Source organism: Streptococcus porcinus, from assembly GCF_900475415.1.
GTDB lineage: Bacteria > Bacillota > Bacilli > Lactobacillales > Streptococcaceae > Streptococcus > Streptococcus porcinus.
On the sequence record NZ_LS483388.1, the window covers coordinates 1,720,353 to 1,747,028 of the forward strand.

At 38.3% G+C, this 26,676-nt stretch carries 22 protein-coding genes and 1 pseudogene; 8 read left to right on the forward strand and 15 right to left on the reverse strand.

Annotated elements, in window-relative coordinates; genetic code table 11:
• Window positions 1-158: 158 nt before the first annotated feature.
• Window positions 159-611 (forward strand): universal stress protein, encoded by a 453-nt coding sequence (locus DQM45_RS08590; protein ID WP_003085578.1) that lies wholly within the window; start codon window positions 159-161, stop codon window positions 609-611.
• A 26-nt stretch (window positions 612-637) separates the two neighbouring features.
• Here DQM45_RS08590 and DQM45_RS08595 read toward each other — a convergent pair whose 3' ends face one another.
• Entirely contained in the window at window positions 638-2,035 is a 1,398-nt protein-coding gene (locus tag DQM45_RS08595) for a Cof-type HAD-IIB family hydrolase (RefSeq protein WP_003083887.1), read from the reverse strand.
• 70 nt (window positions 2,036-2,105) lie between these two features.
• Between DQM45_RS08595 and DQM45_RS08600 the strand changes: the two genes are divergently transcribed.
• Entirely contained in the window at window positions 2,106-3,068 is a 963-nt protein-coding gene (locus DQM45_RS08600; protein ID WP_003086012.1) for an asparaginase, read from the forward strand.
• A gap of 46 nt (window positions 3,069-3,114) precedes the next feature.
• Here the strand turns inward: DQM45_RS08600 and DQM45_RS08605 are convergent, their stop codons facing one another.
• The 8 genes and pseudogenes from DQM45_RS08605 to DQM45_RS08640 all read right to left on the reverse strand — a co-directional run bounded on the left by DQM45_RS08605 (window position 3,115) and on the right by DQM45_RS08640 (window position 14,394).
• On the reverse strand, window positions 3,115-4,032 hold the full coding sequence (locus DQM45_RS08605) for an aldo/keto reductase (protein WP_003084663.1): 918 nt from the start codon (window positions 4,030-4,032) through the stop codon (window positions 3,115-3,117).
• Between the two features lie 89 nt (window positions 4,033-4,121).
• Window positions 4,122-6,137 (reverse strand): ATP-dependent DNA helicase RecG, encoded by a 2,016-nt coding sequence (gene recG, locus DQM45_RS08610; protein WP_003083215.1) that lies wholly within the window; start codon window positions 6,135-6,137, stop codon window positions 4,122-4,124.
• Between the two features lie 67 nt (window positions 6,138-6,204).
• Window positions 6,205-7,311: an alanine racemase gene (gene alr / locus DQM45_RS08615; RefSeq protein ID WP_003085070.1), complete on the reverse strand. Its 1,107-nt coding sequence runs from the start codon at window positions 7,309-7,311 to the stop codon at window positions 6,205-6,207.
• Window positions 7,311-7,664, reverse strand: coding sequence for a holo-ACP synthase (gene acpS, locus DQM45_RS08620; RefSeq protein ID WP_003083072.1), 354 nt, complete (start codon window positions 7,662-7,664; stop codon window positions 7,311-7,313). The genes alr and acpS overlap by 1 nt, the downstream gene beginning before the upstream one ends.
• 111 nt (window positions 7,665-7,775) lie before the next feature.
• Window positions 7,776-10,310, reverse strand: coding sequence for a preprotein translocase subunit SecA (gene secA, locus DQM45_RS08625; protein WP_003084935.1), 2,535 nt, complete (start codon window positions 10,308-10,310; stop codon window positions 7,776-7,778).
• A gap of 143 nt (window positions 10,311-10,453) precedes the next feature.
• A complete protein-coding gene (gene manA / locus DQM45_RS08630; RefSeq protein ID WP_003086111.1) occupies window positions 10,454-11,404 on the reverse strand; it encodes a mannose-6-phosphate isomerase, class I in 951 nt (316 codons plus the stop codon).
• A 120-nt stretch (window positions 11,405-11,524) separates the two neighbouring features.
• Window positions 11,525-12,408 (reverse strand): annotated as a pseudogene (gene scrK / locus DQM45_RS08635) (fructokinase ScrK).
• A 123-nt stretch (window positions 12,409-12,531) separates the two neighbouring features.
• Window positions 12,532-14,394: a PTS beta-glucoside transporter subunit IIBCA gene (locus tag DQM45_RS08640; RefSeq protein WP_003085957.1), complete on the reverse strand. Its 1,863-nt coding sequence runs from the start codon at window positions 14,392-14,394 to the stop codon at window positions 12,532-12,534.
• Between the two features lie 180 nt (window positions 14,395-14,574).
• Here DQM45_RS08640 and DQM45_RS08645 point away from each other — a divergent pair, with 180 nt between their 5' ends.
• Both DQM45_RS08645 and DQM45_RS08650 read left to right on the forward strand, forming a co-directional pair.
• The gene (locus DQM45_RS08645) at window positions 14,575-16,014 is read left to right on the forward strand and encodes a sucrose-6-phosphate hydrolase (RefSeq protein WP_003083535.1); all 1,440 of its coding nucleotides are present in this window, start codon (window positions 14,575-14,577) and stop codon (window positions 16,012-16,014) included.
• A gap of 1 nt (window position 16,015) precedes the next feature.
• Window positions 16,016-16,981 carry a LacI family DNA-binding transcriptional regulator gene (locus DQM45_RS08650; protein ID WP_003085487.1) on the forward strand — a complete coding sequence of 322 codons (966 nt, stop codon included), beginning with the start codon at window positions 16,016-16,018 and terminating at the stop codon, window positions 16,979-16,981.
• Between the two features lie 56 nt (window positions 16,982-17,037).
• Here DQM45_RS08650 and nusB read toward each other — a convergent pair whose 3' ends face one another.
• From nusB to DQM45_RS08675, 5 genes are all read right to left on the reverse strand, one after another.
• Window positions 17,038-17,469, reverse strand: coding sequence for a transcription antitermination factor NusB (gene nusB / locus DQM45_RS08655; RefSeq protein WP_003084415.1), 432 nt, complete (start codon window positions 17,467-17,469; stop codon window positions 17,038-17,040).
• Window positions 17,462-17,851 (reverse strand): Asp23/Gls24 family envelope stress response protein, encoded by a 390-nt coding sequence (locus tag DQM45_RS08660; RefSeq protein ID WP_003084149.1) that lies wholly within the window; start codon window positions 17,849-17,851, stop codon window positions 17,462-17,464. Before DQM45_RS08660 ends, nusB begins: the two co-directional genes overlap by 8 nt.
• 41 nt (window positions 17,852-17,892) lie before the next feature.
• On the reverse strand, window positions 17,893-18,450 hold the full coding sequence (gene efp, locus DQM45_RS08665; RefSeq protein ID WP_003084847.1) for an elongation factor P: 558 nt from the start codon (window positions 18,448-18,450) through the stop codon (window positions 17,893-17,895).
• 139 nt (window positions 18,451-18,589) lie between these two features.
• Window positions 18,590-19,048, reverse strand: coding sequence for a deoxycytidylate deaminase (locus DQM45_RS08670; protein WP_003085052.1), 459 nt, complete (start codon window positions 19,046-19,048; stop codon window positions 18,590-18,592).
• A 33-nt stretch (window positions 19,049-19,081) separates the two neighbouring features.
• Window positions 19,082-20,155 (reverse strand): M24 family metallopeptidase, encoded by a 1,074-nt coding sequence (locus tag DQM45_RS08675; protein ID WP_003083658.1) that lies wholly within the window; start codon window positions 20,153-20,155, stop codon window positions 19,082-19,084.
• A 185-nt stretch (window positions 20,156-20,340) separates the two neighbouring features.
• Here DQM45_RS08675 and DQM45_RS08680 point away from each other — a divergent pair, with 185 nt between their 5' ends.
• A complete protein-coding gene (locus DQM45_RS08680; protein WP_003085260.1) occupies window positions 20,341-21,351 on the forward strand; it encodes an excalibur calcium-binding domain-containing protein in 1,011 nt (336 codons plus the stop codon).
• Window positions 21,348-21,821 (forward strand): thioredoxin domain-containing protein, encoded by a 474-nt coding sequence (locus DQM45_RS08685; RefSeq protein WP_003084227.1) that lies wholly within the window; start codon window positions 21,348-21,350, stop codon window positions 21,819-21,821. The genes DQM45_RS08680 and DQM45_RS08685 overlap by 4 nt, the downstream gene beginning before the upstream one ends.
• A gap of 12 nt (window positions 21,822-21,833) precedes the next feature.
• Here the strand turns inward: DQM45_RS08685 and uvrA are convergent, their stop codons facing one another.
• Window positions 21,834-24,659, reverse strand: coding sequence for an excinuclease ABC subunit UvrA (gene uvrA / locus DQM45_RS08690; protein ID WP_003084665.1), 2,826 nt, complete (start codon window positions 24,657-24,659; stop codon window positions 21,834-21,836).
• A gap of 220 nt (window positions 24,660-24,879) precedes the next feature.
• Here uvrA and DQM45_RS08695 point away from each other — a divergent pair, with 220 nt between their 5' ends.
• Window positions 24,880-25,824, forward strand: a complete 945-nt coding sequence (locus tag DQM45_RS08695; RefSeq protein ID WP_003085337.1) for a magnesium transporter CorA family protein — start codon at window positions 24,880-24,882, stop codon at window positions 25,822-25,824.
• A gap of 114 nt (window positions 25,825-25,938) precedes the next feature.
• Window positions 25,939-26,607, forward strand: coding sequence for a DUF1129 domain-containing protein (locus DQM45_RS08700; RefSeq protein WP_003083341.1), 669 nt, complete (start codon window positions 25,939-25,941; stop codon window positions 26,605-26,607).
• Window positions 26,608-26,676: the final 69 nt, after the last annotated feature.

Below are 26,676 nucleotides of genomic sequence, written 5' to 3' on the forward strand. Positions count from 1 at the left end.
AAAATAAAAAGAAATTACCAAAGGTTTTGATGTGAAAAATGATGCTAAAACTATTTCTGAAAAAACATTAACCGCTTTCAAATCTTCCTCAAATAAGGTATAATAGGGTAAGAGTAGATAGAAAACAGTAATCTTGCAATAAAAAGGAGGTCTTCTATATGATCCAAAAATATGAACACATTTTAGTTGCCGTTGATGGTTCTTTCGAGTCTGAGCTTGCCTTCAATAAAGGTGTAAATGTTGCCTTACGAAATCAAGCTGAATTAATCCTCGCTCACGTTATTGATACTAGAGCCTTACAAAGTGTTGCTACTTTCGATACTTACATCTATGATAAGTTAGAACAAGAAGCAAAAGAGGTACTTGTTGATCTAGAAAAACAAGCCCGCGAGCGCGGAGTGACTAACGTTAAACAAGTCATTGAATTTGGCAATCCTAAAAACCTATTAGCACATGACATTCCCGACCGAGAAAAGGTTGACCTTATCATGGTTGGTGCGACTGGTTTAAATACCTTTGAGCGACTCTTGGTTGGCTCTTCTTCTGAGTACATTATGCGTCACGCTAAAGTCGATTTATTAGTGGTCAGAGATAACAATAAAACCTTATAAAATAAAGCTTAAGTAGATCTAACTACTTAAGCTTTTTCTTTTTCTAAGCGCTGTAAAGATTTTTGCAACTGTTTATCTAGCTCTTTTTTAATTGATTTTTCCGGTGCGTATTGTTCTTCCCAATTATCAGGCTTCAAAATTTTATGTGTTACTGGATCAAAATGGGCCTTTCCATCAGGGAAAATTTTACCCATGTTAGATTCATGAACCGTTTCAAAAATGGGTTGTGGGTCTACTCCCATCAAAACAAAAGACCCATAAGTAAAGTAAAGCAAATCCGTTAAGGCATCTACTTGCCCAACAAGTGGTGACTCATTACTATCTTTAGATTGTACTTTAATAGCGGCTTTATCAATTGCCGAGTGCATATCGATCAACGCCTGCGTAAATTTATTCTTGTCACCTTGACTAGTTGCATAGACAAATTCTACCAACTCTTCAATTTTGAAGTCTGCACGGTGGCTAGCATCTTTTAATGTATAACCCTTCGGCGTTTCAATAGTATCACCATCCATCAGGCGGTGGAAATCTTTAACTTTATTAAAGTTATCATCACGACTTTTGAAGCTTTTTTCAACATCAAAATGAATGAGGCCATAATGAGCGAGAGCTTTTGAAATACCTCCATTATTATTAGATGCTGTCACAAAGCTAGCACCTGCTTTTAAGAGATCATCAGCATTCCCCATGGCAACACCAACACCGACCCCATTGAGCATTTCAATGTCATTATCTGAATCGCCAAAGGCCATAACTTCTGATAATTCAAAGCCAAACATTTCCCCAAGCCGCTCAATTCCTTTAATCTTAGACTGGTCCAGAGAAATTAAATCAATTGAATACGGACTACTTCTTGTAATTTTAACATGAGGAAACTTTTCTTTAATCTCAGTCGTTTCTTGGGTAGAGGCAACCATAACAATTTGATAAATCGGCTCCCTCATAATCGTTACCAAGTTATTAAAACTCTGTGGTTTCACACGTCGGATAAGATTCTTAAAACTACTCTCAACTGTCGTTACCATACCTCTTGGAACAATACTAGAAACCACTTGTCCAAATTGACTTGTTCCCATATCAATGATGCGCGAACCAGCTAATCCTGAAGCTGTCCCTAGCGAGACTTCCTTTTTCTTGTCGCTAGCATAACGAATCACACGATAAATGAGAGATTTTGGTAATTGGTTTTGATAGAGAATCTTGTCCCGAGTTAAGATATATTGACCATTATAGGTAACCGCAAAATCAAGACCAAAGTTTTCTAAAAAAGGTTGCACAAAACCAGGCCCACGGCTAGTTGCTAGGCCCACCATTATACCTTGTTTTTTTAAACTTTGAATGGCTTGTTGTGTTGTTTTTTGAACATTTTTTCGGTCATTTAAAAGGGTACCATCAATGTCAAAAAAGACTGCTTTAATTGTCAAAACCTTTTTTACTCACTTCTATTTATGATAGAATAGATTATAACATATTTCGAAGGAAGAATGACAAATAATGAAACAAATTCTAGTATTGCACACTGGAGGAACAATTTCCATGCAAGCCGATGCGAGCGGAAATATTTCTCCAAATCAAATCAACCCCATGACTCAGGTTGGATTGGAGTTAGAAAATATTCAATTAACAGTCATTGACTTCTTCAATTTACCCAGCCCCCATATTACTCCCAAGCATATGTTAGCACTTTATCACAAGATCAAAGAGGAAGCTGATAGCTACGATGGTATCGTTATTACACATGGTACGGATACCCTAGAAGAAACTGCTTATTTCTTAGATACTATGGCACTCCCCGATATCCCAGTTATCATTACCGGTGCCATGCGGAGTTCAAACGAAGTTGGAAGTGATGGTATTTATAATTATTTAACAGCGCTTCGAGTAGCTAGCCATGATAAAGCAAGAGGCAAAGGGGTTCTTGTTGTCATGAATGATGAAATCCATGCTGCAAAATATGTAACCAAAACTCATACCACAAATATCTCTACTTTTCAAACACCTACCCATGGCCCCTTAGGAATTATCATGAAACAGGATTTGCTTTTTTTCAAAACAGCAGAACCTCGCGTCCGATTTGACTTACAAACCATTACAGGTACTGTTCCTATTATTAAAGCCTATGCAGGGATGGGAGATGGAAGTATCCTGAGTTTATTAAGTCCCAATAATATCCAAGGTCTTGTCATTGAAGCTCTTGGCGCTGGTAATATTCCTCCACATGCCGCACCCGAACTTGAAAAATTAATCACTTGGGGGATTCCCGTAGTCCTCGTTTCTCGTTGCTTTAACGGAATTGCAGAACCTGTTTATGCCTATCAAGGAGGAGGGGCCATGCTACAAAATGCTGGAGTCATGTTTGTCAAAGAGTTGAACGCACCCAAAGCACGTCTCAAACTTTTAATTGCCCTTAATGCTGGTCTAAAAGGCCAAGCTTTAAGAGATTATATTGAAGGATAAAACAAGCCAAAAACCTAGCTAGTAGTAACTAGCTAGGTTTTTTTTATTATGGAAGTGAATTGCCTGCGCTTGTGTAGATATCATACCACTCTGCACGAGAGAGGTTGACAGAATGTGCCTGAGCAATTTTTCTGAGACGATCAGGATTCATGGAACCAACAATAGCTTGCATTTGGGCCGGATGACGTAAAATCCATGCAATAACGATAGCCTCTGCACTAACCCTATACTGATCAGCTAAGTTTGCTATTGTTTCATTTAATTCTTGATAATCTGGATTGCCCGTAAAGAGGCCTTTATCCAAATCAATCTGAAATGGTGACCAGGCTTGAATGGTCACTTTATTGAGACGACAGTAGTCAACCACACCGTTATCTCGGTCAATGCCTGCTTGATTACGCATATTAACATTTAAAGCCGAATCAAACATAGGTGTGTGAGCTGGTGATAACTGCATTTGATTAACTACAAGCTTTTGATCCATATAAGCTTGTAGTAATTCCATTTGGTAGCGGTTTTGGTTACTAACACCAAAATATCTAATCTTCCCAGCTTTTTTTAATTGCGTAAAAGCTTCCGCTACTTCTTCAGGTTCAACTAACACATCTGGTCGATGAAGGAGCAAAAAATCTAAGTAGTCTGTTTCTAAACGCTGTAAAATACCCTCTACTGATGCAATAATATGGTCCTTTGAAAAATCAAAGTAGCCTTTACGAATACCACATTTTGATTGTAAAAGATAGGCATCACGGGATATCCCTAAATTCTTGGCTGCCTGAGCAAAACGAATTTCAGATTCTCCATTACCATAAATGTCAGCATGATCAATAAAAGAAATTCCTTCATCTAAGGCTGTTCTGATGGTTTCTTCAGCTTGTTTGACCTCTAGAGCCGCCATCCGCATACAACCTAAGACAATGCGCGACCCTTCTACATTGGTTGCCCCTATTATTTGTTTTGCCATCCGCTTCTCCTTTTTGTCCTTATTCCCTTAATATTGTATCATTTTTCGTTATTGTTTTCTGATATTTGACAGACTTTTAAGTTTTTATCCTAGTCAAAAGAATTCTTTTGGTTAAGATTCTTAACAATTTTTTGCCACCTCTGATCAGTTTGCCAGTTGGGTTGACTAGCTATTTCACTTGCCACCCGACGTGCTTCCTCAAGAATCGGATAGTCTTCTAGCAAATCTGCTATTTTAAATTCTGGAATACCCGATTGTCTAGTACCAAAGATTTCACCGGAACCACGCATTTTCAAATCAGCTTCTGCAAGAATAAAACCATCATTAGTCTCGGTCATAATACGCATGCGTTCCTTACCTGTTTCTGTTTTGGGGTTAGCTACCAATAGAGCATAAGACTGTTTATGACCCCGTCCTACCCTTCCTCTTAGCTGATGTAATTGACTCAATCCAAAACGGTCTGCATCCATGATAAGCATAATTGTTGCGTTTGGCACATTGACACCGACTTCAATAACCGTTGTTGAAACTAATAAATCAATTTCTTGATTTTTAAAGGCTTGCATAATAGCATCTTTATCTTCATTTTTCATTTTACCATGCATCAGGGCAATTCTTGCATCTCCTTGAAAGTAGTTTTTCAACTCTTGTTCCAAAGCGACAGCATTTTTTAAATCTAATGCCTCTGACTCTTCAATCAAGGGGGAAATCACATAAACTTGGGCACCTTTAGCAATTTCCTGACGCATCCACGTTAGAACATCATCGAGCTGTTGATGCTTAACCCACCGTGTCACAATGGGTTTACGTCCTGCTGGTAGTTGATCAATTATGGAGACATCCATTTCTCCATAAGCTGTGATAGCTAATGTCCTTGGGATAGGTGTTGCTGTCATCATGAGAACATCGGGATTTTCACCTTTTTCACGGAAAATACGTCGCTGTTTCACCCCAAATCGATGCTGTTCATCAGTAATCACTAAACCAAGTTTATGGTACTGAACAGCATCTTGAATTAGAGCGTGGGTGCCCACAATCATATCGACTGAACCATCTGCAATAGCTGTCAAAGCACTTCTCTTAGCTGCTGCTTTCATACCAGATTTCAGAATGGCAATTGATAGTTCTGGAAAAAGACTTGTCAAACTCTGATAATGTTGTTCTGCTAAGATTTCCGTTGGTACCATGAGTGCAGACTGATAGCCAGCTGTATAGGCCGCGTACATGGCTAAACTCGCAATCACTGTTTTACCTGAACCAACATCTCCTTGTAAAAGACGGTTCATATGTTGCCCACTAGCCATATCCTTCAAAATTTCTTCTAAACTTTTTAGTTGTGCCCCTGTTAAGGAAAAAGGCAAGCTTGCAATAACTTGTTCTAAAGCTCTTTGGTCATAAGCTATCGCTAAACCAGAAGTGGCTGATTTATTAGCATGCTTAAGTACCTGTAACTGCATTTGAAAATAGAAGAGTTCTTCAAACTTAATACGACGAAGTGCCTGACGGTATTCTGGTAAATCCGCTGGAAAATGCATCGCCCGAATTGCTTCTTGTCTTCCCATTAACCGATATTTTTGAACCAAAAGTTCAGGAATATTTTCTTCTATTTCTGACAATAGATTCGTATCAAAAGCTGATTTGATAGCTTTGATTAAAGCCGTTTGGCTAACGCCTTGTGCCACATGATAAACCGGTTGTAAGTCATCTTCAAGGCTCATCAGAAATTTCATACCCGTTAAACTCGTCTTTTTTTGATCCCATTTACCAAAAATAGCCACTTCCTTATCTAATTCAACTTTATCAGCTAAGTATGGTTGATTAAAAAAATTAATGGCTATTACCAAGTCATCTTCTTTGATTTTGAAGCTTAATCGGTTGCGTTTAAAACCATAATACTGAACCGTTGCAGGTGTTACAACTTTCCCTTTCAGTACAGCCTTTTCTCCATCTTGCAAATCAAAAACAGATTTACTCTTAAAATCTTCATAGCGAAAAGGGTAGTAAAGCAATAACTCTTCAATTGTAAAAATATCTAATTTTTGAAATTTTTCAGCTGATTTAGGTCCAAAACCTTTCAACTCCGAAAGTGGCGAATGTAAATGCATAGTTATACCTTCTATTTTAGTCAAAAAACTCTTGTAATTATTATACAAGAGTTTCATCTTTATTTCACTACTGGTACTCTCTGGGAATACGATCGCTTAAGAGGCAGAGCACTTCGTAGTTAATAGTGCCTTTTTTTTCAGCTAAGTCTGTCGCTGTAATCTCCTGATCACCACTTGTTCCGATTAAGGTCACTAACTTACCAATTTCATAAACTTTTGGTAATCTGACCGTAATTTGGTCCATTGATACCCTTCCTATGATTTGGCAAAATTGACCATCGATTAGTACCTCGAAACCTTGCAAATCCCTAGTCCAGCCATCTGCGTAACCAATAGGGATAGTACCGACAAATTCAGTTTCAGTAGCTGTATAGGTTGCTCCGTAGCCAACAGTATCTCCAGCATGAATCTCTTTAACGTGGACCAAACGTGATCTCAAAGATAAAGCCGGCTTCAACGGGTAAGGTAGGTTAAGCTCACTACCACTTGGGTTTGACCCATAGATGGCAATTCCTAACCGAACCGCATTAAAGATAGTGTCACTGTGCCAAAGACTTGTTGCTGAATTGCTAGCATGAACCAACGCAGGTTTATAAGTCAAATGATTAACTAAGTCTGTAAAGAAGTTTAATTGTGTTTCAAATTTTCTAGTATCCGCTTCATCAGCTGTAGCAAAATGAGTGAAAATCCCATCAACAATGACTTTAGCTTGGCGTAAATGAGCAATTAACTGATCTGCTTCAGCTAAGCTACGGACACCAATTCTCCCCATACCAGAGTCAACCTTGACATGGACATGCAAGTTAGTCAGATCACCACCAAGAAAAGCCTGTGCATCGTCCAACCACTCTTGACTAGCCACTGTTATGGTTATTTGATTTTCAATTGCTAAAAGCAAATCATCAGCTAGTACTACACCTAAAACCAAAATTTCTTTGCTGATACCTGCCTGTCTTAATTCTAAAGCTTCATCTAAGTTAGAGACACAATATGCATCAACTTCTTTATCAATAGCTTTAGAAACTTCTACTGCTCCATGCCCATAAGCATTAGCTTTTACCACTGCATAGATTTTTGTGTCTTTAGGGATATGGCCTTGTACAGCTTTAATATTATTCTGAATAACCTTTAAATCAACAGTTGCCACTGTTGGACGATGTATACTTGAGATCATTATTCTTCCTCCAATATCACACTTGCCTGGACAAAATCCCCACTATGAGAAATACTTAAAAAGCTTCTCCCTCTAAAAGGTGATTGGCTAAAATAAGGCTTCCCTTTCTCATCCGAAGTCACTTCTATATCTTGGAAACTAAGTTTTCCAATTCCAGATCCCATAGCTTTAGAAAAGGCTTCCTTGGCCGACCAACGCCCAGCTAAGTAGCTTATACGTCTTTTACTGTTATAAGTCTCAAAAATTACGAGTTCCCTTGGAGTTAAAACCTTTTGAGCAAATCTAGGATTACGCTGGTAAGCCCGCTCAATAGCTGAAATTTCTTGCAAATCAATACCGTGTCCAATAATCATTTTCTTACCTTAATTGATCATTATTTTTATCTTACTAGATTGGAAAAGTCTATGAAGCCAAGCCTTAAGCTTAGCTTCATCACTATTATCAGAAAACATCTAGGATTGGAATTAGTTATTAAAAGCTTTGCGACCATGACAATTTTTAAATTTCTTACCGCAACCGCATGGACATGGATCATTCCGTTTAACATGTGTAAAGTCCGGAGAAGAATCTGTCATGCTATTTGTAGATTGAGCAGAAATATTTTGTGTTGCGGTTGTAGTTGCATACTGACTTGCACGTTCTCTTTCTTGTTCATGGATTTGCGCTTTCATCATAGTTCGCATCACATCAAACTCAATAGCACCAATCATATCCTGGAACATCTTGAAACCTTCAGCTTGATATTCAACAACTGGATTGTTTTGAGCGTAACCACGTAAACCAACAGAATTACGTAATTGATCTAGAGCATCAATATGTTCTGTCCACTTGTTATCGACAATCATTAACAGCAAAACTTTTTGGAATTCTAAAACAGCTTCTTGAGTATGTAACTTAGCTATCTGACTATCATAGATATCAAGGGCACGCTCATACAGTAATTCTTTAATCTGATCATCTTTTAATTGACGAAGGTCTTTAGCAAAAATAGAGTCTTCTGGTACAATATTTGTTCGCGCAAAAGCGACAATAGCATCAATAGCATCCTTACGATTGCTACGTGTATGAGCTTCAACTGTTCGTTTGATTGTCCGTTTGATCATAGCTTTAATTTCAGGGCCTAGATCACGGTTTGCTGTAATCACATCGCGGCGATTAGCATAAATGATTTCACGTTGTTCACGCATGACATCATCATATTGAAGAACTTGCTTACGAGTATCATAGTTGTTTCCTTCAACACGTTTTTGAGCAGATTCAACTTGTCGTGCCAACATTCGTGACTTAATAACAGCATCTTCTTCTTCTACACGCATTCTATCTAAGAATGCTTTAATCCGATCTGAACCAAAACGCCTCATCAAATCATCTTCTAAAGATAAGTAGAACTGTGACTCTCCTGGGTCTCCCTGACGACCAGAACGCCCACGTAATTGGTTATCAATACGGCGGCTTTCATGGCGTTCTGTACCAACTACACAAAGTCCGCCTAATTCACGAACACCCTCGCCAAGTTTGATATCTGTACCACGACCAGCCATATTGGTTGCAATAGTAACAGCACCGCGTTGCCCAGCGTTCATGATAATTTGAGCTTCCTTGAAGTGGTTTTTAGCATTCAACACTTCATGAGGGACGCCAGCAGCGACCAGCTGTTTTGAAATGTAATCACTAGTTTCGACAGCTACTGTACCAACTAAAACGGGTTGCCCTTTTTCATGACGAGCCTTAACGTCGGCAATAACCGCTTTAAATTTTGATTCTAAAGTTGGATAAAGAAGGTCTGTATGATCTAAACGTGCAACGGGTTTGTTGGTTGGGATCGGGATGATTCGCATGTTATAAACTTCGCGGAATTCCTCTTCTTCTGTCTTGGCAGTACCCGTCATTCCTGCAAGTTTCTTGTACATACGAAACATGTTTTGATAAGTAATTGAAGCACTGGTTTTAGACTCTTCTTGGATACGGACACCTTCTTTAGCCTCAATAGCTTGGTGTAAGCCGTCTGAGAAACGACGACCCTCCATGGTCCGACCCGTAAATTGGTCAACAATCAGAATTTCACCATCTTCACTAACTACATAGTCAATATCAAGTAGCATGATGTAATTAGCGCGAAGTGCATTATCAATAAAGTGGGTTAAAGCAACATTTTCAATATCATAAAGATTATTTAAGTTAAAGTAAGATTCCGCTTTATCAATTCCTGAATCATTAAGACCAATTGTTTTTGTTGGTACATCAATAATATAGTCATCAGCATTAAGAGTTTTGACAAACATGTCAGCGCGCACGTATAATTGATTGGTTTCTGAGCTAACGGCACCTGAAACAATCAAAGGCGTTCTAGCTTCGTCAATCAATACAGAGTCAACTTCATCAACTAGAGCGTAGTTCAATGGACGCTGAACCATATCTTCTTGACGCACAACCATGTTATCCCGAAGGTAATCAAACCCAACTTCTGAATTGGTTGAATAAGTAATATCACAAAGATACGCTTCACGTTTTTCTGCCGGAGATTTAGCTGCTAAATTAATCCCTACAGAGAGACCAAGCCAACTATAAACCTCGCCCATTTCAGTAGCATCACGGGTCGATAGATACTCATTAACCGTGATAACGTGTACACCTTCACCAGCGATGGCATTTAAGTAAACCGGCATCGTTGCTGTTAATGTTTTACCTTCACCTGTGCGCATTTCGGGAACGTCCCCATTATGAAGGACAATCCCCCCCATAATCTGTACACGATAAGGATATAAACCTAGAACACGTCTAGCAGCTTCACGTACAACTGCAAAAGCCTCTGGTAACAATTGTTCAAGGGTTTCCCCATTCTGATAACGCTCTTTAAATTCTGGTGTTTTTGCTTGTAAATCTTGGTCAGATAGTGCTTCCATCTGATCTGCGTAAGATTCAACTTTCTTTGCAATTTTTTCTAATTTTCTTAGTTCGCCTTTGTCATTTTCAATGACTTTGCGTAGAATATTGGCCATTCTAATTCCTTTCGATCATCTTATCAGTTCATTTTAACATAATTAAGGAACTAGTACAAGAAAACCCAATAAAGGAAAAGAGAAAAGGGATTCGCTCTCTATCCCCTTTCTCTCGTTAATTTTTCTATGATAATGTCTAATAATTATAAAGCGTTGGGATGACTAACAATCATCTCTAGTTGTCCTTCAAAAGTCCACTTTTTAACATCGTTAGGCAAGATAAAGTGCATCCCTTTTTTGACATCATATGCTTCTGCACCTACTGACAATTGCCCTTGTCCTTCTAAAACACTAACAAGTAAATATGGAGCTGTCTGTCGCATGTCTACTAGACCATCAATTACCCATTTGTAGACTGTAAAAAAGGGGTTAGAAACTAAGGTGCTAGTCACAATATGGTCTAAGACAAGAGTGGCAGGTACGCTATTTTTAGGCTTACCAATTGTCAAGACATCAACCGACTGTTTTATATGCAAGTCACGCAATTGACCCTTGGCGTCTCTACGGTCAAAATCATAAACACGATAAGTAGTATCGCTGGACTGTTGCGTTTCAAGAATCATAATCCCTTTACCAATAGCATGCATGGTACCACTTGGAACATAGAAGAAGTCACCAGCTTCAACGGGAATTCTTGTCAACAAACGTTCCCAATCGCCAGCTTCAATCATAGTTTCCAATTCTTCTTTACTTTTAGCATTATGACCATAGATGATTTCAGAACCAGGTTCAGCGGAAATAATATACCAACATTCTGTTTTTCCAAGTTCCCCCTCATGCTCCATGGCATAGGTATCATCAGGATGCACTTGAACACTCAACCAATCATTCGCATCTAAAATTTTTGTCAATAGCGGAAAAACTTTTTCTTTTGGGTTCCCAAAATAAGCAGGGTTCTCCATAAAAACGCGATCAAGTTTTTGACCTGCAAATCGTCCATTGATAATCGTTGAAACACCATTTGGATGGGCTGAGATAGCCCAATATTCACCTGTTGTTTCAGTGGGAATATCATAATTAAAAATATCTCTTAATTTTGTTCCACCCCAAATTTTATCGTGCATACAAGATTTTAGGAAAAATGGTTCTGACATAAACTTCCTCTTTCATTTGAATATGATAATAGATAGGTTCATTATACCATTTTCCTCCTTTATATGACACTGTCAGCCAAATGGTCTATAACGCTACTTTCGACTATGTCACAAACCTTATTATTTACCCGAGACTTTTTTAGCTAAAGCAAAATTTCCAAGTGTAGCGGACCCATTATTTGTAACAGCCGGTGTGACAATATACGTTTTCAAATTTGGCACTGGTAGATATCCATTTAAGAGGACTTCAAAGTGGTGGTGTACTCGTTCAAGCATATGATTTTGTGCCATCACACCGCCACCAAAAACGATAACTTCTGGACGATAGAGCATACTTGCTTGTACAGCAGCTTGAGCAATATAGAAGGCCTGAATATCCCAAACAGGTGAGTCAAGCAGCAACCGTTCCCCCTTGACTCCTGTTCTCGCCTCTAGACTTGGACCTGATGCCAAGCCTTCCAAACATCCTTGGTGAAATGGACAAATACCTGTAAAGCCTTTTTTAAGATCTGAGGGATGAAGCTTCACGTAGGTATGCCCTGCTTCAGTATGGCCTAGTCCTCCAATCAATTGACCTTTTTGGATAGCCCCAGCACCAATACCAGTACCAACGGTATAATAAGCAAGGCTATTAACGTTAGGTCTAGCTATCATTTCCCCATAGGCAGAACTATTAACATCAGTTGTAAAGAAAATAGGAACTGACAAAGCTTTTGTAAACTCACTAACTAAATCAACATTTGACCAACCTTCTTTTGGAGTATTAGTAATATAGCCATAAGTAGGTGATTTTTGATTATTGTCGATGGGACCAAAAGAACCAATCCCTAGACCAAGCAGCTGATTACGAAAAGATTCAAAAAAAAAGTGACACAATTAGCAATTGTTTCTTCAACATTTGTAGTCGGAAATTGAGCTTGTTTGATAATTTTGAACTGATCGTTACCTACAGCACAGACAAATTTAGTACCACCTGCTTCAATGCTTCCATATAAGCCTGTCATTTTTTCTCCTTTTTCAAAATAATTTTTTACATTGACTAGCGAAAACTTTTAGGCTGTCCTAGCCAACTTTAAGCTTTCTATTTTTTAGAAAGTATCCCAAAAAGGTTAGACTATGCTAACCTTTTACTGAGCAACGAAAAGTTCTTGACCATGAGAAAGGTCAGTAGCTTCGACAATAGTAACTTCTTTATAATCAGAAGTGTTTGTCAGAACAACCATGGTCACATCATCCAAACCAGCTGCTTTAATTTTAGCAGAATCAAAACGAGCCAATAAGTCCCCTTTTTTTACATTTTGGCCAACTGACACTAATGGTTCAAAACCAAGGCCCGCCATTGAAACAGTATCAATTCCAACATGAATCAATACTTCAGCTCCCATAGTTGATTTGATAGCGAAAGCATGACCAGTTTCAAAAACGACCTCCACTCGCCCATTAAGCGGTGCATATAAATGATTCCCACTTGGTTTGATGGCTACGCCTTTACCCATAACACCTGAAGCAAAGACAGGGTCACTAACTTTATCAAGTGATAAAAGTTGACCATCAAGTGGTGAAAAAACAATTTCTTCTTGTTTAGCATTAACACTAAGTTCGTTTGTTTCAATCTTACTAGTGATTACTTCACCGTTTTCATCCTCAAATCCAAAAAGATAAGTTAAAGTGAAACCGGCAATAAAGGATACGGCAACCATTAAAAGATATGGCAAGAGTTGGCCATTTAGGTATAGCAGGGTTCCAGGGATAATCGTAATCCCAAAGCCAGTTCCTGCCAAACCAAGCAATGATGCTGTTGCTCCACCAATGGCCCCCGCAATCAAGGAAAGAAAGAAAGGCTTACGGTAACGTAAATTTACCCCAAAAATAGCTGGCTCAGTAATACCTAGAAAAGCTGATAAAGCTGCTGGAAAAGCAAGGGCTCTTAGTTTTGGATCTTTTGTTTTCATGCCTACAGCAACTGTTGCTGCTCCTTGTGCAGTCATGGCAGCTGTGATAATAGCGTTAAAAGGATTTGCCCCATTGTGGGCAATCAATTGTGATTCCAATAAATTAAAGATGTGGTGAACACCTGAAACTACAATGACTTGATGAATACCACCGATAAGTAAGCCAGGTAATCCAAATGGTAAAGCGAGAATAGTATCTGTAACTAATAAGATGTAGTTTTCAACAACATGGAATACTGGACCAATAACAAATAAGCCAAGAATTGACATCACCAGCAAAGTTACAAATGGCGTTACTAGAAGATCAAGTACTTCTGGAACATAGCGACGGACTAACTTTTCAAATTTCGCACCGATTATACCAATGATAAACGCTGGTAAAACAGAACCTTGTAAGCCTACAACTGGAATAATACCAAAGAAAATAGCTGGTTTAACATCCCCAGCTGAAGCAACTGCCCACGCATTGGGAAGAGACCCTGAAATCAACATGAAACCAAGGACGATACCAATAACCGGACTTCCTCCAAACACTCGAAAGGTTGACCAAACAACCAACGCCGGAAGCGCAATAAAGGCGGTATCAGTTAAAATTTGGGAATAGGTATTCAAATCTTCTGGAAGAGTAATTCCAAGTGCGCCAAGTAAGCCTCGGAGCCCCATGAAAAGACCAGTCGCTACAATAGCTGGAATGATAGGTACAAAAACATCCCCAAAAGTACGAATTGCTTGTTGAAACCAGTTCCCTTGTTTTGCTGCTTCGCTTTTCATTTCAGATTTAGTGGAAGTAGGTAGGCCTAAAGCCACCACCTGATCATAAATCTTATTAACAGTACCAGTACCAAAAATCATTTGGTACTGTCCTGAATTAAAGAAAGCACCTTTCACTTTCTCAATGTTTTCAGCTCTTCCTTTATCAATCTTTGATTCATCAATAACCATAACTCTTAACCGTGTAGCACAATGCGCAACACTTTTAATGTTTTCACGACCACCTAAAGCTTCGATGACTTGCTTTGCAATTTCTCTATTGTCCATCTTTGCAAATTCTCCTTTTTCCTTTTGATAAATCTGCTTTATCTCTTGATAACCATTTTAGCACCTTTACATTTTATGTCAAGCGTTTGACATAAAATAAAAAAATTACAGGTTAAATATTGATTTTTAAAAGGAAAACGTTTAGTATAGTATCTAAGAATTCAACAAAGGAGTACCTCTATGGATTTACCAAAGGAGATTCGTTACCGGCCTTATCATGAGTGGTCAGAACAAGAATTTCAGATAATAAAAGCTAATATTTCTAACTCTCCCTGGCATGTTCATTACCATATAGAACCTAGAACTGGCTTATTAAATGATCCAAATGGTTTTTCTTATTTTAATGGTCAATATCATCTTTTTTATCAAAATTGGCCTTACGGTCCAGCTCACGGCTTAAAGCAATGGGTTCATCTTATCTCCGACGATTTAGTCCATTTTGAAGAAACAGGAATAAAATTACTTCCTGATCACACTAATGACAAAGAGGGTGCCTATTCTGGCTCAGCCTACCCTGTTGGTGATCAATTGTTTCTATTCTATACCGGTAACGTACGCGATGCTAATTGGCTACGCGATCCAAGACAAATTGGTGCCTATCTCTCGACTGATGGCCAGCTCAAAAAATGCTCTCAAGTCCTTATTCCCCAACCCATAGATGTAACAGAACATTTTCGAGATCCACAAATTTTTGAATACCAAGACCAGCTATATGCTATTATTGGCGCTCAAAGTCATGAAAAGAGAGGTTTTATCAAGCTCTACAAAGCTGTCAATAATGATGTGGAAAATTGGGAATTTGTGTCAAATCTAGATATTGGTCGCCAAGCAAGTGAATATATGATTGAGTGTCCCAATTTAGTCTTTATCGATCAAACACCGGTTCTTATCTACTGTCCTCAGGGTCTTTCTAAAAAGGAGTTAGCCTATGCCAACATCTATCCTAACACCTACCAGATCTTTGAAGCCTTCGACCCTGCTAATGGATGCTTGATTGGTCAAGCCCCTTTACGGAATCTAGATTTTGGGTTTGATATCTATGCAACCCAGGCTTTCAATAGTCCTGATGGCCGCACCCTCGCTATCTCTTGGATTGGCCTTCCCGACATCGATTATCCAACAGATCGTTATGACTATCAAGGAGCACTCAGTCTTGTCAAAGAGCTAACTATCCAAGATGGTATCCTATATCAAAAGCCCGTTCAGGCTCTTTCAGACTTGAAAACAAAACCTCAACTTCTAGATGAAACAGAACACACCTCAAATTGCTACTTGTTAGAAATAACAGTTTCTAAGCGCGAGCAAAAAAGTCTGATTCTTTTTGCTGATGCAAAAGGTCAAGGCTTAGCCATCACTGTTGATACCCAAGAAGGCTGGATGAGTCTTGACCGAAGCCAATCTAGTAATCGCTTCGCTGAAAATTTTGGAACTAAACGCTCTTGCCAAATTCCAAAAGAAGATGTTACACTTAATATCTACGTAGACCAGTCTATAGTTGAAATTTTTATCAATGATGGTCAATTTGTCCTAACAAGCCGCTATTTCCCAGAAGAGAAGGCTTCAGCTATTCTGATGCCAGATGGCAAGGTTACGGGACTTTACTATGAAATGAGGTATTAGTGTGGTAGCAAAATTAACCGATGTTGCTGAACTAGCTGGAGTTAGCCCAACAACTGTTTCACGTGTTATTAATCAAAAGGGATACTTGTCCCAAAAAACAATAGATAAGGTTAAAGCTGCTATGCGTGAATTAGGTTATCAACCTAACAATTTTGCTCGTAGTCTACAAGGTAAATCAGCCCGACTAGTTGGTTTGATTTTTCCTAATATTAGCAATATTTTTTATTCTGAACTAATTGAATACTTAGAAATCGAACTTTTCAAGGCTGGTTATAAAACAATTATTTGTAACAGCCAACATGATCCTCTTAAAGAACGAGAATATCTAGAAATGTTGGCTGCAAATCAAGTCGATGGTATTATTTCATCTAGTCATAACTTAGGTATCGAAGATTATGAACGTGTGGAAGCACCAATTGTGGCTTTCGATCGTAATTTGGCCCCAAATGTTCCCATTATTTCCTCTGACAACTTCCAAGGTGGCCAATTGGCTGCACAAACGTTACAAAGTTATCATTGTCAGACCATCATCATGATAACTGGTAACGATAACTCCGATTCACCGACAGGTTTACGTCAACTTGGTTTTTCTTACCAATTAAAAAAAAGTGCTGACATTATTAAATTACCGAATCATCTATCGCCTATACGTCGCGAAATGGAAATTAAATCTATTCTAGCTACTCGTAAACCCGATGGTATTTTTGCATCAGATGATTTAACAGCAATCTTAATCATGAAAGTAGCCAAGCAACTAGGCTTGACGATTCCAAAAGACTTAAAGCTTATTGGCTATGACGGGACAGCATTTGTTGAAAATTATTTCCCCCAACTCACAACCATTAAACAACCTATTCCAGAAATTGCTCAATTAACTGTAGAAATCCTTTTAAAGCGGATTGCCAAAGAAAAAATTGCCAAAGATTATATCTTACCCATAAGCCTTCTACCTGGGAAAAGCATTTAAAAAAGGCGACATTCAAGCTAAAAAAGCACCTATTCCCGTGGGAATAGGTGCTTTTTTTAATTATCTTTTACAAATTGGCTTAATAAACCATTAATGAACTTGGCCGAGGTTTCATCAGAATATTTTTTAGCAATTTCAATGATTTCATTTAACGCCACGCGGTCTGGAGTTTCGTCAAAATACTTGATTTCGTAAAGACCTAAACGAAGCATCGTTCTATCTGACAAGGTCAATCGTTCAATTGACCAACCTTTTTTTAGATTTTCTTTAATGATGGCGTCCAGTTCATCCTTATGATTGTTAACCCCATTAACTAAGGTCAATAGAAAGGCTGGTATATCCAAAGGATGATCTTGATCCGACACCTTATCATAATCATAGGCAAATTGAGACGACTCTAAAAAGTCACCTCCATGTTCCATATTAAAGAGTGCTTGAAAAGCACGCTCTCGAAGGTCTCTTCTTGAATTTTCAAAACTACTAGTCATCCAAGAAATCCTCTTCAAACAGTGATTTCAAATCAGGTTTCGGCGTTTTCTCTGGTACAATACCTTCCACGTGGATATTAACTGCAGCGATAGTAACCTCTGCCATATCATAGACAGCTGCTTTTACAGCCTTTTGAATAGCCACTGAAACAGTTGGTACTTTGACACCATACTGAAGATAAACATAGATATCGGCAGTGACAGAGCCATCATCCTCTGTACGTAAGTACACTCCTTTACCTAGACTAGCTTTATTAAAACTGTCTGACATTTTTTTGTTATGAAGTGAATAGACGCCGTCAACTTGTGTTGCAGCAATGCCTGTAATAACTTCAAGAACACGTGGTGAGATAACGATTTCACCAATATTTTCGCTCAACATAGCATTTCCTTTCTTTTCTCAACAAGTTGTTGACAAAATCCTTAAGCACGAGAAACGTAGGTACCTTCGGCTGTGTTAATAATCAATTTTTGTCCAACTTCGATAAAGTCTGGAACATTGACAACTAACCCTGTTTCAAGAGTAGCTGGTTTACCAGAACCTGTTACAGTAGCTCCTTTTATAGAAGGTTGTGTTTCTGTAACAGTTAACTCAACAGTTGTAGGTACCGTAACACCGATAACCTCACTGCCGTAAAATTGAATCTTAACATCAGAATTTTCAAGAATATAAAGCAATTCTTGCTCAACGTTCGCAACTGGAATTTCATATTGATCATAGGTTTCAGTATTCATAAAGTAAGCTGTGTCGTCCATTTTGTACAAGTATTGAGCTGGAACAGTTTCAATAATGGCTTGTTCAAACTTCTCGTCTGGACGATAAGTCGTATCAAAAGTAGAACCTGTACGAACATCACGCAATTTCATACGCATGATGGTATTCCCTTTACCTGGTTTGTGGTGACTTGCTTCAAGAACGCGAATTAATTTGCCTTCTGACTCAAAAGTCATACCTGCTCTAAGCTTACTTGCTTCAATCATTTATTATTACCTCTTATTACTAAAATATTTATCATCTCATTCTATCACAAAAGGACCTTTTGCTCAAATCTTTTCTGCCCAAGGAAAGGCGTAAGACTCCTATCTTCACTTTTAACCAACTTCACTAGTAAAGACAAACCTAGTCTGAATAACCACCCAATGTTAGTTCTGGTACATCGTGTTGCACATAGGCCACTCCTTTTTTCTCCATCAACTCAATAGCAAAAGGATGTGGCCGATAGTGGGCTTTATAAGTGATTTTCTTTATTCCTGCTTGTAAAAGGGCCTTAGTACAATTGATACAGGGAAAATGTGTCACGTAAAGTTCCGTTCCATCCGTTGAGATTCCTTCCTTAGCACACTGTATCAGAGCGTTCATTTCAGCATGAACTGTCCTGATGCAATGTCCATCTTCCATGTAGTGGCCAGCTTCGTTACAATTGTCTGTCGCTGAAACGCCACCATTATAACCAGTTGCAATAATGCGATTATCCTTCACCAAAACAGCTCCTACAAAAGCACGGTCACAGGTTGACCGCTTGGAGATAAGCTCTGCATTGGCCATAAAATAATCTTGCCATGATAAACGATTTGTCATTGCTTCTTACCTAACACTTTCTAGATTATTCACTCACAATACGATTAATTCCTTAGGCGCCAAAGTTAAAACCTGACACCCCATCTCCGTAATAACTAAGTCATCCTCTATTCGCACGCCGTACTTATTATCTAAATAAATACCCGGTTCATCTGTTACTACCATACCGACCTGAAGTTTTTGCTGAGACTTTCCAAAAAATGGATTTTCGTGGATATCAAGTCCAATACCATGGCCAATGCCGTGTGTGAAGTTACTACCGTAACCAGCTGAAGTAATAATATCTCGTGGGACTTTATCAAAATCGGTAAAGGTCATACCCGCACAAGCTTTTTCTATCAGAGCCTCATTGGCCGCAAGTACAATCTCATAAATCTCACGCTCTTGATCCGTCACCTGTCCAATATGAATAGTTCTAGTCATATCACTAACATAGTGGTTATAGTAACAACCAAAATCCATTGTTAGACTCTCTCCAGACCTAATAACCTTATCGCTAGCACGTCCGTGGGGCATAGCAGAGCGAAAACCTGAGGCTGCAATGGTGTCAAATGAAGTTCCACTAGCACCATACTGACGCATCTGAAAATCTAAAAAATTAGCTAACTCTTGTTCAGTAGTTATTCCAGGTTTAATAAAATCAAGAGCATCCATAAAGGCCTTATCCGAAATAGAGCAAGCTTTAGCAATTGTCTTAATTTCAGAATCATCCTTAATCAAGCGTAGTTCCTCCACAAAACCTGCTTGCGCAAGCAAAGTAATCCCCGAAAAAGCAGTCTGCAGTGCTTGATAAAAGGAAAAGCTAACTTGGTCCTCAAATGCAAGGTTGTCCACTCGATCTGTTTCTAACAACTCTGCAACAACTTTTAATGGTGTACGACTTTCGATAATATCAAAACCTTCTATACTAGCCTTGGCCATTAATGTATAGCGAGAATCAGTGATAAAGATACGACGTTTGCTTGTGATTAAAATAGTTGCTGCACTTCCTGAAAAACCTGTTAAATAATAACAATTTGTTAAATTAGTGACGAGAATAGCATCCAGCCCTTTCTCTTTTAGTAATTCTTGACATTTCATTAAACGTTTTTCCATAATTTCACCCATACTTAAATTAATCTCCTTCTACTGACTTTTGAGAATATTGTAGCATGAAAGGCTACTTAATGGCTAGAAATCACAGTAAAAGAGCCAGTAAGTTTAATTAAATGAGTTATTCTTATTTAGTAAAGCGTTTACACATGGATTAAAAAAGTGTAAAATTAAAATAAAAATAAGAAATTGGAAAACTAATGAAAAATAAAAGTTGCTTAACTGCTGTTCTATATGTGTTTCTAGGAATTATTATTTTTAGTATTATTTTAATACTAATGCCTCTGATTTTAATAGCAGGAATTATAAGTCTATGGTTCTATAGCAAGAAAAAACCAGATAGCAAAAGAAAAAATTATGCTATCGGTGCGATAGCCATAGGTTTAATTGGAACTTCTATTTTAAGTTTTAGTCTTACACATTCTTCTAATACACTTAAAAATACAGAGCAAGTAGCTCCTAACACTGTCATTAGCTCCAAAAATAAAGAGACAAATCCTCAAGCTAAACACAACTCTTCCCAGAGTCAGAACAAAGGCATTAGTAAAGCTAATCTAGCTATTAGTCAGTTAGAAAAGGATACCAATCCTATAAATCTAGAAAAAGCTAGAGTAGCTATCAAGCAAATCAAAAACGATAAGGATAGACAACTATTACAAAAACGCTTCGTACGGCTTGAGCAAGACATGTATACAGAAGAAGCAAAAAAGATAACTGAAGAGTTAGAATTAACAAAAACTAAATCCTTAATTGAAAGCGCTAGACAGAAGGTAAATCTCATCACTGACGTTAGCCAAAGGAAAAATTTTACAGACCGCATTAATTTAGTGAATAAGACTATTGAGGAAGAAACCCAGATGGCCATCATAAACAATGCCGAAAGTGCTGTGAAGCAGCTTGAGGTGAGTCAAATCCGTGATCATGTTGCCAATGTGCAAAATAAAGTTAACCTCGTTACCGATAGTGAACGGAGAACAAGCCTAATTAATCGTATAAATACAGTTATTTCAACCATTGAGTTGCACGAAATTCAAGAACGTGAAGCTCAAGCAACGACAGCCCCGCAGTTTTCCCAACCCCCTTCAACTAGCAATAGCTACTATGCTAACTGTACGGCTATGCGGAATGCTAATGCCGCCCCAATCCAACAAGGTCAGCCAGGTTACAGTGCACACTTAGATCGTGACCATGACGGATGGGCATGTGAATGAGCAAGAAATTAACAGTCATATTACTACTATCTTTCTTGTTACTAAATAGTAAGGTTACTAGAGCTGAATCACCACCTATTTTAGCCCACAATGAGGCCCAAGCAATTTTAACTTATAAACAAAGCAGTCACTACTTCAAACATACTTCTATTGCTAAACTTCAAATTATGATGGTAAAAGGAGACCAATTTTACCTCTATACAGGCCGTGCGACTTGCCCCCACTGCAGAAGTTTCATCCCTAAACTTCTGCAGGTAACTCAACATTGCAAGGTCCCCATTCACTATTTAGATTCTGAAAACACCAGCCTTGATCTAACACTAAGGCATTTTAGAACACATTATGGGATAATGACTGTCCCCAATCTCTCATATTTTCAATCCAATCATCTCATTAAAAGTTTGGATAAGCCTAGTCAAGCACAAAAAGAAGATATCTGGCACTTTCTATTACAACAAAAAATCCGGTAGAAAACCGGTTTTTTATTGTAATTTCATTTGTAAATAATGTCCTGTATAGCTTTCTTTGACCTTAGCTACTTCTTCTGGTGTACCAGTGGCAATAACTTGGCCGCCACCTACACCACCTTCTGGACCTAGATCAATGATATGATCTGCTGACTTAATAACATCCAAGTTATGCTCAATTACTAAAACAGTATTACCATCATCTACAAATCGTTCCAGCACTGTTAACAGTCGTGCAATATCATCAGTATGCAAGCCTGTTGTTGGCTCATCTAAGATATAAAGGCTCTTACCTGTTGAACGCTTGTGAAGCTCACTAGCTAATTTCATCCGTTGGGCTTCCCCTCCTGACAGTGTCGTAGCAGGTTGCCCCAAAGTCACATAACCTAGTCCAACATCTTTAATAGTTTGAATCTTACGGGCAATTTTAGGAATTGCTGCGAAAAATTCTAAAGCATCATCTACGGTCATATCTAATATTTCAGCAATATTTTTGTCTTTATAATGAACTTCTAAGGTTTCAGAATTATAACGACGTCCATGACATACTTCACATGGAACGTAAACATCAGGGAGAAAGTGCATTTCAATTTTAATAATACCATCTCCTGAGCATGCTTCGCAACGACCACCTTTAACATTAAATGAGAAGCGACCTTTCTTATAACCACGGATTTTAGCTTCATTAGTTTGAGCAAAAAGATCACGAATGTCATCGAAAACACCTGTATAAGTTGCTGGATTTGAGCGAGGAGTTCTTCCAATTGGGCTTTGATCAATATCAATTAAACGATCAATATGCTCAATCCCTTCAAAAGAGTTATGTTTGCCAGGTTTCTCGGAATTTCGATTAAGGTGTTGAGCAACCACTTTTTTCAAAATACTATTAATCAGTGTTGATTTTCCAGAGCCAGATACACCTGTTACGGCAATAAATTTCCCTAGTGGAAAACGAACATTTATATTCTGTAAATTATTTTCACTTGCTCCTTTAATCTCTAGGAAACGTCCATTTCCTCGGCGTCGTTCTAACGGTACAGGAATTGCTTTTTTACCAGATAAATATTGTCCCGTAATCGATTTTTTATTCTTAGCAACTTGGTTTGGAGTTCCTGAGGCAATAATTTGTCCCCCAAATTCACCTGCCCCAGGACCCACGTCAATCAACCAATCTGCCTGCATCATAGTATCTTCATCATGCTCTACAACAATTAATGTATTACCTAAGTCACGCATCTTTTTTAAACTATCAATCAGGCGGTCATTATCACGCTGATGTAGACCAATTGAAGGCTCATCAAGGATATAAAGAACTCCTGATAAGTTGGACCCGATTTGCGTTGCAAGACGAATTCGTTGACTTTCACCTCCCGACAAGGTGCCCGAAGCACGAGAAAGAGTTAGATAGTTTAAACCGACATTATTTAAAAAGGTTAAACGATCATGAATCTCTTTAAGTATCGGTTTAGCAATTGTGCTCTCATTTTCAGAAAGAATTAACCCTTCCAAGAGTTCCAAGTGATCAGCAATAGATAGTTCTGAAATTTGACCAATGTTTGGTCCATCTTGACCACCGACTCGAACACATAAGGCTTGATCATTTAGACGATAGCCATGACAAGTTGTGCAAGTTAATGCGTTCATATAAGCCCGCATCACATTTCGAGTATATTCACTATTTGTTTCATGGTACCGACGATTAATGTTTGCTACGACACCTTCAAAAGGAATGTCAATGTTCCGCTCTCCACCAAAATCATTAACATAATGAAAATGAAATTCACGATCACCCGAACCATACAAAATCAAATCCTTATCAGCTTCAGATAAATCTTGATAAGGTTTATCCATATCAACTCCAAAGGTAGCCATCGCCTGCTCAAGCATCGTTGGGTAATAATTAGATGAAATTGGATTCCAAGGAGCAAGTGCCCCCTCACGTAGTGTTTTACTCGGATCTGGAATAACTAGGTCTAAATCCACTTCTAATTTAATCCCCAATCCATCACAGGTTGGACAAGAGCCAAACGGTGCATTGAAAGAGAAAAGACGAGGCTCTAATTCTGGTACAGTAAAACCACAAATCGGACAAGAATAGTGTTCTGAAAACTGGAGTTCATGACCATCCATAGTGTCAATAATAAGATAGCCATCTCCCAGTCGTAAGGCAGCTTCGATAGAATCAAATAAGCGACTACGAATACCTTCCTTGTTGACTAACCGATCAATAACAACTTCTATATCATGCATTTTGCTTTTAGACAATTCGGGAACTTCCGAAATATCGTAAATGTCCCCATCAACTCGAACTCGAACGTAACCATCTTTTTGAATTTTTTCAAAAACTGTTTTATGTTGCCCCTTCTTACGACGAATAATCGGAGACAAGATTTGCATCCTCGTCCGTTCTGGCAAGCCCAAAACTTGTTCCACGATTTGCTCAACAGATGAAGCAGTTATCGCACCATGCCCATTGATGCAGTAGGGCGTTCCTACACGCGCATACAAAAGCCTCAAGTAGTCATTAATTTCCGTAACAGTACCAACTGTCGAACGTGGATTCTTGCTAGTTGTTTTTTGATCAATAGAAATAGCTGGACTAAGACCATCAATGGAGTCAACATCAGGTTTTTCCATGTTACCTAAAAATTGCCGAGCGTAGGCTGATAAGCTCTCTACGTAGCGACGTTGTCCCTCAGCATAGATGGTGTCAAACGCCAAACTGGACTTCCCTGACCCAGACAGTCCTGTAACGACAACAAGTTTATCCCTAGGAATCTCTACGTCTATATTTTTTAAATTGTGAGCTCGCGCTCCATGAATAATTAACTTATCTTGCATATGGTTCTTAACCAATCTTCTTTCTGATAACAATTTTCTATATTATAACAAAATTTTCTAATATTCAGTTGTCCCAAACTTGATCATTTATAGTATAATAGGTTAGTATTTAATTATAATTAGGGGTATTATGTGTTACCATTTGTTTTCATGGCTTTTCAAGTGTTTTTCACATCATCTTCCTAAGTTAATAGACTATCATTAAAAAGGAGGGCTTGTCATGAAACAAATGTTTCTTTCATCAGCAATTGAATTCAAAGAAATTGAAACATTCGAGCCAGGGGCTTGGATTAAACTGGTGAACCCCTCCCAGGAAGAGTCTATTGAGGTTGCTGATCAATTTAACATTGACATCGAAGACTTGAGAGCTCCGTTGGATATTGAAGAAACATCCCGTATCGCTGTTGAAGATGACTATACTTTAATCATCGTTGACGTCCCAACATACGAAGAACGCAATAGTAAGAGTTATTATGTCACCGTCCCACTGGGAATAATTGTTACCGAGCAAGCAGTGATTACAACTTGTCTTCAGGAGTTAACTTTATTTGACCATTTTCATAACAAGCGGGTGAAAAATTTCTATACCTTTATGAAAACGCGTTTCGTTTTTCAAATTTTATATCGCAATGCTGAGCTATTTCTTACTGCACTCCGTACGATTGATCGTCAAAGTGATCGCTTAGAAGCACAGCTTGAGAAGGCAACTCGTAACGAAGAACTTGTTGATATGATGGAACTTGAAAAATCCATCGTCTACTTGAAAGCCTCTTTGAAATTCAATGAGCGCATTGTCAAAAAACTATCCAGTTCTACTTCTTCTTTAAAGAAATACATCGAAGATGAAGATTTACTGGAGGATACACTGATTGAAACGCAGCAGGCCATTGAAATGGCTGGCATCTATGAAAATGTCTTAAATGCTATGACCGAGACAACAGCTTCTATCATCAATAACAATCAGAATACTATCATGAAAACCTTGGCTTTAATGACCATGACTTTGGATATTCCAACTGTTATTTTCTCGGCCTATGGTATGAACTTTCAGAATAACTGGATGCCCTTTAATGATTTAGAGCATGGTTTCTATCTCATTGTTCTGATTGCTGCTTTAGGATCATCTGGCGTTATCATCTATTTCTTAAGGAAAAAATGGTTTTAAGCGAGTAATTCCTAAGATTACTAAGGTTGCTCTGCTAGTTTTATTATCTAAAACATTATAAGCAAACACCTTTTCACAATATTATTTTAATTTAGACTACTCTAAGGAGACCCCATGGATTTTCAACAACTAACCAAAAAGAATCAAGAATTTATTCATATTGCTACTAACCGTTTAATTCAAGATGGCAAATCTGATCAAGAAATTAAAGACATTTTAGAAGAAACAGTTCCTACGATTCTTGAAAGACAAAGACAAGGGATCCCAGCTCGCACCTTTTTAGGTGCTCCAACTGCTTGGGCGGCTTCCTTTACTGAAAAAACAGGAACAAAAACTGGCAAAAAAGTTGAAGAAGCTGCAAAAAATACCAATCCTTGGTTAATGTGGTTAGATACTTCATTAATCTTTATTGGAATTGTCGCCCTTTTAAATGGGATGATGACATTCTTTAATCCAGCCACTAAGGCTAATGGAACAGGATTACTTTCCTTACTAGCCCTAGGTTTTGGTGGGGGAGCTTCTATGTATGCCACTTATTATTTTGTCTACCGTCATATGAATAAACCAAAAAGCCAACGACCAGGATGGATTAAAATCATTGGAGCTCTTGGATTAGCAATGTTAATCTGGGTAAGTCTTTATACTGCAACTGCCTACCTACCACAAACACTTAACCCTCAGTTACCACCTCTTGTTTTACTTGTGTTAGGAGCACTTGCAATTGCCCTTCGCTATTACCTCAAAAGAAAATATAATGTCCAAAACGCTATGTCAGCGCGCTAAATTGGAAAAACTAGTTTGCTTGTTCTACTAAAGACAAATAGGTTCTAAAACCTGTTTGCCTTTTCTTTT

Coding starts and splice junctions, on each gene's coding strand:
- DQM45_RS08590 (WP_003085578.1), top strand. CDS start 159: ATGATCCAAAAATATGAACACATTTTAGTTGCCGTTGATGGTTCTTTC.
- DQM45_RS08600 (WP_003086012.1), top strand. CDS start 2,106: ATGAAACAAATTCTAGTATTGCACACTGGAGGAACAATTTCCATGCAA.
- DQM45_RS08605 (WP_003084663.1), bottom strand. CDS start 4,032: ATGGCAAAACAAATAATAGGGGCAACCAATGTAGAAGGGTCGCGCATT.
- recG (WP_003083215.1), bottom strand. CDS start 6,137: ATGCATTTACATTCGCCACTTTCGGAGTTGAAAGGTTTTGGACCTAAA.
- alr (WP_003085070.1), bottom strand. CDS start 7,311: ATGATCTCAAGTATACATCGTCCAACAGTGGCAACTGTTGATTTAAAG.
- acpS (WP_003083072.1), bottom strand. CDS start 7,664: ATGATTATTGGACACGGTATTGATTTGCAAGAAATTTCAGCTATTGAG.
- secA (WP_003084935.1), bottom strand. CDS start 10,310: ATGGCCAATATTCTACGCAAAGTCATTGAAAATGACAAAGGCGAACTA.
- manA (WP_003086111.1), bottom strand. CDS start 11,404: ATGTCAGAACCATTTTTCCTAAAATCTTGTATGCACGATAAAATTTGG.
- DQM45_RS08640 (WP_003085957.1), bottom strand. CDS start 14,394: ATGGACAATAGAGAAATTGCAAAGCAAGTCATCGAAGCTTTAGGTGGT.
- DQM45_RS08645 (WP_003083535.1), top strand. CDS start 14,575: ATGGATTTACCAAAGGAGATTCGTTACCGGCCTTATCATGAGTGGTCA.
- nusB (WP_003084415.1), bottom strand. CDS start 17,469: ATGACTAGTAGTTTTGAAAATTCAAGAAGAGACCTTCGAGAGCGTGCT.
- DQM45_RS08660 (WP_003084149.1), bottom strand. CDS start 17,851: ATGTTGAGCGAAAATATTGGTGAAATCGTTATCTCACCACGTGTTCTT.
- efp (WP_003084847.1), bottom strand. CDS start 18,450: ATGATTGAAGCAAGTAAGCTTAGAGCAGGTATGACTTTTGAGTCAGAA.
- DQM45_RS08670 (WP_003085052.1), bottom strand. CDS start 19,048: ATGACAAATCGTTTATCATGGCAAGATTATTTTATGGCCAATGCAGAG.
- DQM45_RS08675 (WP_003083658.1), bottom strand. CDS start 20,155: ATGGGTGAAATTATGGAAAAACGTTTAATGAAATGTCAAGAATTACTA.
- DQM45_RS08680 (WP_003085260.1), top strand. CDS start 20,341: ATGAAAAATAAAAGTTGCTTAACTGCTGTTCTATATGTGTTTCTAGGA.
- DQM45_RS08685 (WP_003084227.1), top strand. CDS start 21,348: ATGAGCAAGAAATTAACAGTCATATTACTACTATCTTTCTTGTTACTA.
- uvrA (WP_003084665.1), bottom strand. CDS start 24,659: ATGCAAGATAAGTTAATTATTCATGGAGCGCGAGCTCACAATTTAAAA.
- DQM45_RS08695 (WP_003085337.1), top strand. CDS start 24,880: ATGAAACAAATGTTTCTTTCATCAGCAATTGAATTCAAAGAAATTGAA.
- DQM45_RS08700 (WP_003083341.1), top strand. CDS start 25,939: ATGGATTTTCAACAACTAACCAAAAAGAATCAAGAATTTATTCATATT.